Genomic DNA, 6,153 nt, shown 5'->3' with positions numbered 1-6,153 from the left:
TCCACCCCTCTGGCCCGCATCAACTGCTGCACCACCTCGATCAGCCCGGCAAAAGTGCCGCCGTAATTGAGGGCAGCATCTCCCTCTTCCGCCAACACCTCCGCTGTCGCCCGCGCCAGGTCGGCCTTGGGAAACAACCGCGGATCCGCCAGGCCAAAGGTAAAACTGGTTACTACCGGCACGGCCCCAGGGATCTCCGCGCCAAAAGGAGGCGGGATCACCGCCTGAGCCCGCCGGGCAAACAGGGTCTCTGAGAGGGGCCGCATCGGGAGCTTCAAGGCAGGAGAAGAACTTAGGCCAACGCTTGCCACGATAACAAGAACGAGCTGGCCAAGAGCAGGGATCCCAGAACTCGCCGCCAACTCCGGCAGGGGATCTCCGCCAAGACGCCGCCGGCACTCAGGCACAAAAAGGGCAGGGCCACCAGGCCCCAACGGGCGCTTTGCTGCAACAGGTTCATCTGTGGCTCCCAAAGCCACACCGCCAGCACCCCCATCCACAGGACATGGCCCAAACCGGCCAAGCTGAGCAGGGTTTGTTGGCGTTCCGCCCAGGGCCAACCCAGCCGCACCAAGGCCAGCCCCAGGGGCAACATTAAGGTGGCCAGAACAGCCAGGCCGCTTTGGCTAGTGAGCGAATAGGACACCGTCGCCGTAGGAAAGCGCTCCGTCCCGGTGAAGGGATTGGCGGGCAGCTCAACCCGCACCAACCAGGAGAGGCCAATCACCAGCAGCAGCCAGAGTAGCCCTTGCAACCGCTGCCGCGGCCAATGTTGGCTAGTCCATAGCGTCCCCCAGAGCAGGGCCAAGGGCCAAACTTTGTAGCTCAGGGCACAGGCCAGCGCCAAACCGCCCCAGCGCAGGCGGGATCCCGGCCCAGCACCGCTGCTGACCAACAAGACCAGGCTGGCCAAGATCTCGTCGCCCGGCTCCAACCCCTGGGTCAGCACCCAGGGGCTGAGTCCCCATAGGCCAGCACTCCAGAAATTGCCCCAGCTCCAGCACAGCAGCAGCACGGCCAGGCAGGCCAGGGCCGAGACAGCTCGCAGGATCCCTTCGGGGGGGATCCCGGTTCCCTCAACCAGCCAGGGCAGTAGCCCGTTCGCAATTGAGTGGTAGAGAGGGAGTTCCGCCTGGACAGGGGGCAGGGATCCCTGAGGGCTGCTGATGGGCCAAGCGCGCCACCACGGCAGATGGGCCAGCTCTCCTAAGGAGCGGAGACGTTGCCCCAGCAGCAACCCCATCCCTCCCCACAGCAGCCAGTGGCCCATCCAACTAAGTCCGTCTGGGCGTTGGTGCCGACGTTTGCCTGCCCTGGACAGGCTTAGTTGAGGAAAAGAGGAACGAGACAGCCTTTTGCCCCGCGGAGGCATGGCAGGGGGAAACTTCATAGGGTAGGCCTAGTCAACTCTAGATCGCCCGTCAAGGGACACCCAGCCTGCTGCCAGCGACGAATGGCTTGGGCGGTCAGTCCTTCGGTGACGTCGCGGATGGGAACACCGGCGCCGGTAACTTGCAGGCGCACCACCTGCCAGGGATCCCCAGGTGCAGCCCGCAGCACATAAGCTTCATAGGCCAGCTGCAGGGTTTCGCTGCGCCGACCGGCCAGGGGGTTGTCCTCCTGCTCGGGCTGCTGGGGCAGAACCAAGCGGCGCTCCAGCGTGGTGAAATACAAGCGAAAGCTTTGGGAAGCCGAGGCGGCTGGGCTATCCGGCAGAAGCTGGGCCAGCTCCTCGGCAGAGAGAAGTTCCACCTCTGGCTGGCCCACCAGCACTACCTGGAAGTCTGAGCGGGAGCGGCTCAAGGCCAAATTGAGAAACAAAGGCAACTGCTCCGCCAGGGCCTCGGCCCAGGTTTGCGGGTCGGAGGCACAGATCTCCTCTTTTGCCCAAGCAGGGGCAAGGCTGCCCAAGCTCAAAACCAGCCATAAACCCAGTCCCCACCCTCGTCTGGCAGATCTGTGGCCCAAGGCTTATTTCTCCCCAGATGGTCGCGTCCACAGAGTAAACTTCCCCCGACTGAAGTCGGGAGCTTAGGGACTCCGTCCCGCTCACGGGAACAGTAGCCCTCTTGCTGCGCGGCTGTTGGTTGACACATTCCCGCTCGCGCCAGCGGGCCGTAGGCCTCTGTCGCCTCCAGCTTTGCAGCTTGCGACGCAGACACCTTGAGCTTGCAGGAGATAGTTAGAACTTGGGTCATGCTCCATCATGGGAGTAGGAGCTATCCCCCCTACAGTATACGGTGGGGTATCTTGCGAGGGAGGCGCCACTTTGGCCACTAAAGTTCCAGAGTCGCTTTCCTCCCCACACTAAAGTGCAGGGCCTGCAGCTTTACCCTCCGTGAATTATCCAACAGCATCCTCCAGGGCTTGGAGGCGGCACAAGGCAGCCACGGGATCCGCAGCCGCCGTGATGGGGCGGCCCACCACCAAATAATCGGCCCCTGCTCGCAGAGCTTCTGCAGGGGTACAGACCCGCTGCTGGTCGTCCCCCGCTTCTGGATCCCCAAAGCGGATCCCTGGGGTTACCAGCAGCACCTCCGGCCCCAAAGCCTGCCGCAGCCGCCCCACTTCCTGGGGGGAGCAGACCAGCCCACTCACGCCTTGATCCAGAGCTAGCCGCGCCAACTGCAACACATAGTCGCCGGGATCCCGCTCAACGCCCAACTCCTGCCGCACCTGGTCGGGACCAAGGCTGGTGAGAAGAGTGACTGCCAACAGCCGGCAAGAACTGCCCTGGGTGGCGGCCACTGCTGCCCGCAACATGGCACTGCCGCCAGCGGCATGAACGGTGAGCAGATCCACCCCATAACCAACGGCCACCTGAGCGGCCCGCCCCACTGTGTGGGGAATGTCGTGCAGCTTTAAATCGAGAAAAATGCGCTTGCCCCGTCCCTTAAGGGCCTGAAAAATCTGAGGGCCAACAGCCGTGAACAACTCCAGGCCCACCTTCCACCACAGCACCTGCGGCAGGCGATCTACCCACTCCAGGGCTTGATCCCAAGAAGCGGTATCCAGAGCAACAATGAGGCGGCTACCCTGCATGGCGGAAGCTCTCGAGCCGACTAACGCGAAGGGATCCGCTCCCGCGGCTCATAGTGAGGGCAGCCTTCACAGGGGCCATAGGGGTTAACCGCACAGCGCAACTCCGGAGAAAGGGCATTGTAGCGACAGGTGGGATCCCCAACCCAGCCGGGGGGTGAAGCGACATAAGCATAAACAATTATGCCCCCGAACCCCAGTGGGCTGACGAAGAAACGGCTGGCGCTGAAGGACTCCCCCTCAGCAGAATTGAACGTTTCCTCGTCGAGCTCTGGATCGGGCTGCGGCTCCTCCTCCAGACTCCAGAACGCTTCCCACTGCCGCAGGGTTTCTTGGAGAGGCGCGGCCAGATGTTCCGCCAACTCCGTCAGGGCGGTTTCCAAAGCGGCGAGGCTTTCTTCCGCCGCCTGGGTGAAGGCTGACACCCATTCCTCCAAGAGCTTCTCAAAATCCATGCAGTAGCGACCTGACTGAGAGTTTTCTTTTTACCTTACTGCTTGCCTGGGCAAGCTGGCTAACTTCCCCCTTGACAAACAGCATCTACTAACTCTTGATTGACCAAGGGAAATAGCTCTGCCAATTCTTCGGTAGATAGGTTGCCGGTACAGACATTGGCGCGGATGTGCCACTCCGCCCACATCAGCGCTGAGGCAATCGCAGGATCCTGGTCTTTCTGGGAGTTAGAGTCCCTCGCTGGCTTTGGAGCCAGGCGGCGTCCCGATCCGAGGTTCAGTTGCAGTACGCTGTCGCGGTTGATGCCGGTCAGAGAGGTCTGGGCATGGGCTTCTCCGACAAAGGCAAAAGGGAGAGAAAAAGCCATCCAAGACAATCCCCAAAAGGCAGCACGGCGAAACATGGGATCCCCGCCTGTAAGGTAGAGCTTTGAGGGCAATTATAGCTACTACTTGTGGCGGCTAGGGGTTATCCAACGCTGCGCTGGGCAGGCCAATCCCCGACCACTGCACACCATAGCAGCCTACCTCTTCCTTTCGGGATCCCTCGCGGCGATAGGAAAAGAAATCTTGCGGCTGAGCAAAGGTGCAATGAGGACTGATGGCAATTTGCTTGGAAGGGATCCCTTGGGCTTGGGCCTGGGCGCGGTGGATCCAGCGCAGATCTAGGCGCACCTTACCCGGCAGCGGATCCGGCCAGAGGGCAGGCCGGCGATCCACCCCCGACGGCAGCGCCTGCAGCACCTGCTCGGCCACTTCCTGGGAAACTTGGTAGGCTGGCCCGGAGATGGCTGGCCCCAGGGCAATGCAGATCTGGTCAGCAGGGATCCCGGCCTTTAGGAAAACTTGCAGCACCTTGGGCAAGATGCCAGCAGCCGTGCCCCTCCAGCCGGCATGAACAGCCGCCACCCAGGTAGGGCTAGCTATCAAGATTGGCACGCAGTCGGCGGTGCAAACCCAGGCAGAATCTAACTGGCGGCGGGCGATCACAGCATCTGCTTCGGGACGGGCGAAACTCCCTTCCCCGAGGTGAGAACCCGAAGCCCCCCCCTGGGAGAAGAGAACTTCATCCGCCCAGATCCAGCGACAGCCATGCACCTGCCGGCCCCATGCAGCTCGTTCTGGGGGGAGTTGCAACCGGTCGGCCAGCTCGGCTGGCTGATAGGGGGAAGCTTGACGGCAGCCAAAAGCATGGGGCCACCCCGCCAGAAGTTGACACTGCAGCCAACGCCATTCCCCTGCCTCTTGCCAAACCCAGCCCCCGGAACCGCTCATCGGCCTGATGGGTGGAAAGGGGATCCCTGGGATTTCTGCCGGGCATGCAGGTGGCCCACCCGCTCTTCCAGGCACATCCTTAGCTCGACGGGATTGAACAGCATGGGCAGAAAATGGATGCTCCGGCTTTCCCGGAAGAAAAATAAAATCGGCACTGAGGGCCAGAAGATCTGCCAGTCCTGCCATTCGCTGTAGGGGAACTCGCGGATGCGCTGGGAGCCGCTGTAAACCTGTAGCGCCGTGCGAGTAAAGGCCAGCCCAATCAGACAGGTTTGCACCAGCAAGAACAGGCCAAATAGCCCCACCCCCAGGCCTGCCCAAAACGACAGCCAAAACAGCGGCACTGCCAACACCAGTACTGCCAGGCTGAGGCGAAAGTCTGGGTTCAACAGATGGGCTGAGTAGGGTCTGATCACTCCTTGCTTCTCCTCCGAATCCCAGCCCCATTCTAGGCTGCCGCAGCACCCCCCTGCAGAAGGGATCCCGCTTTTGCCTGGGTTGGAGGTAAACTGAACAAGTTTTTTTGATGTATCCTGAGGAGAGCCCCTTAGGAAGGTGGCTACTCGGCAGCCTGCGTTTTCTCAACCCCAGTTTTCGGCTTTTCCTATGGCTCTCACCGAATCTGACCCCAAAGCTTTCCCCGGCGGCGGATCCCTGAGTTTTTTTGAGCGCTATCTCACCCTTTGGGTGGCTCTGTGTATTGTTGCCGGGATCCTGTTGGGTCGATGGTTTCCGGGCCTGGCAGAGGCGCTGGATGCCCTGAGCCTCTATCAGGTCTCCATTCCCATTGCCGTCTGCCTGTTTTTCATGATGTATCCCATCATGGTGAAAATTGATTTTGGCCAGGCAGCCCATGCCTTGCAATCGCCCAAACCGGTGCTGTTGACCCTGGGGGTGAACTGGCTGGTGAAGCCTTTTACCATGGTGGTGATTGCCCAGTTTTTCTTGGGGTGGCTGTTTGCCCCTTGGATAACCGGCACGGAAATGATCCGCGGTACAGAAGTGAGCCTCAGCAACTCCTACATTGCCGGGGCCATTTTGCTGGGCATTGCCCCTTGCACTGCGATGGTGCTGATGTGGGGCTATCTCAGCTATGGCAACCAAGGCCACACCCTGGTGATGGTGGCGGTGAACTCTTTAACCATGCTTTTCCTCTACGCGCCGCTGGGCCGCTGGCTGCTGGCCATGAGCGATTTAACGGTGCCCTGGCAAACCATTTTGCTATCCGTGGCCATCTACGTGGGCCTACCGTTAATTGCAGGAGCAGCCTCTCGCTATTGGATTCTTAAAACCAAGGGCCGGGAATGGTTTGAGAAAGCTTTTTTGCGCTACCTCAGCCCCATTGCCATCACCGCCTTGCTGGTGACGCTGGTGCTGCTTTTTGCTT

8 protein-coding genes and 1 pseudogene are annotated in these 6,153 nt (G+C 60.9%); 1 reads left to right on the top strand and 8 read right to left on the bottom strand.

Annotated elements, in window-relative coordinates; genetic code table 11:
• The 8 genes and pseudogenes from NW835_RS04135 to NW835_RS04100 form a co-directional block, all read right to left on the bottom strand.
• A pseudogene (locus NW835_RS04135) lies at window positions 1-407 on the bottom strand (PLP-dependent aminotransferase family protein); the annotation flags it as partial.
• On the bottom strand, window positions 293-1,270 hold the full coding sequence (locus NW835_RS04130) for a hypothetical protein (RefSeq protein WP_414386269.1): 978 nt from the start codon (window positions 1,268-1,270) through the stop codon (window positions 293-295). The gene NW835_RS04130 and the pseudogene NW835_RS04135, both read right to left, overlap by 115 nt.
• Window positions 1,271-1,386: 116 nt before the next feature.
• Complete coding sequence (locus tag NW835_RS04125; RefSeq protein WP_414376540.1) at window positions 1,387-1,911, bottom strand: hypothetical protein; 525 nt, start codon at window positions 1,909-1,911, stop codon at window positions 1,387-1,389.
• Between the two features lie 432 nt (window positions 1,912-2,343).
• Entirely contained in the window at window positions 2,344-3,042 is a 699-nt protein-coding gene (pyrF, locus tag NW835_RS04120) for an orotidine-5'-phosphate decarboxylase (RefSeq protein ID WP_414414585.1), read from the bottom strand.
• Window positions 3,043-3,062: 20 nt separating this feature from the next.
• On the bottom strand, window positions 3,063-3,494 hold the full coding sequence (locus NW835_RS04115) for a DUF6464 family protein (RefSeq protein ID WP_414414584.1): 432 nt from the start codon (window positions 3,492-3,494) through the stop codon (window positions 3,063-3,065).
• A gap of 59 nt (window positions 3,495-3,553) precedes the next feature.
• Window positions 3,554-3,859 carry a hypothetical protein gene (locus NW835_RS04110; RefSeq protein WP_414376535.1) on the bottom strand — a complete coding sequence of 102 codons (306 nt, stop codon included), beginning with the start codon at window positions 3,857-3,859 and terminating at the stop codon, window positions 3,554-3,556.
• 94 nt (window positions 3,860-3,953) lie between these two features.
• Window positions 3,954-4,766, bottom strand: coding sequence for a peptidoglycan editing factor PgeF (gene pgeF, locus NW835_RS04105; protein ID WP_414414583.1), 813 nt, complete (start codon window positions 4,764-4,766; stop codon window positions 3,954-3,956).
• Entirely contained in the window at window positions 4,763-5,182 is a 420-nt protein-coding gene (locus tag NW835_RS04100; RefSeq protein ID WP_414364759.1) for a DUF3119 family protein, read from the bottom strand. Before NW835_RS04100 ends, pgeF begins: the two co-directional genes overlap by 4 nt.
• A gap of 190 nt (window positions 5,183-5,372) precedes the next feature.
• On the opposite strand from NW835_RS04100, the gene NW835_RS04095 reads away from it, so the two are divergent.
• On the top strand, window positions 5,373-6,153 hold a 781-nt coding region (locus NW835_RS04095), incomplete at its 3' end, for an arsenic resistance protein (RefSeq protein ID WP_414414582.1).

Origin of the sequence: Synechococcus sp. OH2 (genome assembly GCF_047462155.1) — a bacterium.
Lineage (GTDB): Bacteria > Cyanobacteriota > Cyanobacteriia > Thermostichales > Thermostichaceae > Thermostichus.
Note: the sequence above shows the minus strand (reverse complement) of the source record. Positions and strands in the feature narration are given on the sequence as shown.